Source organism: Pseudomonas sp. P5_B2 (assembly GCF_056400445.1).
In genome coordinates this window covers 1-813 of record NZ_JBFULH010001240.1, presented here as the reverse complement: position 1 = coordinate 813, position 813 = coordinate 1, and the positions used below count along the sequence as shown (strand labels likewise).

1 protein-coding gene is annotated in these 813 nt (G+C 47.5%); it reads left to right on the top strand.

What is annotated here, in order from left to right; translation table 11 throughout:
• Positions 1-64: 64 nt before the first annotated feature.
• Positions 65-813: Rossmann-fold NAD(P)-binding domain-containing protein (locus AC1DRJ_RS30490; protein WP_477805386.1), on the top strand; the 749-nt coding region annotated here is incomplete at its 3' end.

Sequence of the window (813 nt, the reverse complement as noted above, 5' to 3'; positions counted from 1 at the left end):
AGCGTGTGTGACCCGCTATTAGGGTCGCCCGCATGGTTAAAGAAAATACTACAGGGATTGTGCTTTGCTACATACTCGAATAGACCGAAAAGCGGTAGCAAAAGGGCTTACCTTTTGGGGCCAGTGGACCGTTTCAACAGGCGCGATGATCGCTTTGTTGTTTGTGCTTGCCTATAACCAAACCGGTGAAGTCGGCTCTCATTACAGAGTCCTTGCCGTGCTGTTTCTTCTCGGGTCAGTGCCTGCCTTTACACTGATGCAGGTCTATCATAAACATCATGGCTACTTGAGCGGTCTGATAAGGCTTCTTATAGGTTGGTTAGCCACTTTGGCTGGATTGACAACTATCGGCTTCCTCAGTAAAACCGGCGAGCTATTCTCCCGCGAAGTGATAATAACCTGGGCAATTTTTGGTTATGGGTTGCAAGCCCTGTTTTATATTCCGATGCATGCATTTTCAAGGCGCTATCATCGCCAGCTGAACCGTCATATCAATACATTGATCATTGGCACCAATGGAGTGGCACTACAACTGGCAGACACATTGACCCAGCAGCAACATACTCCATTGATCGGCCTTGTCAGTGTGGAATCTGAAAACTTGCCTACTACCAATTTAGCCAGAGTCGTGGGTCAGCTGGATGAATTGCGTACGCTGATCACTGTGCATGACATTCGGCGCTTGTATATTGCCCTTTCCCTGAGTGAAGCACAGAAAATCGAAGCGCTGTATATCGACCTTCTTGATATGAATGTCGATGTCGTCTGGGTTCCTGATTTGAACAACATGACGCTTCTCAACCACTCAATCAG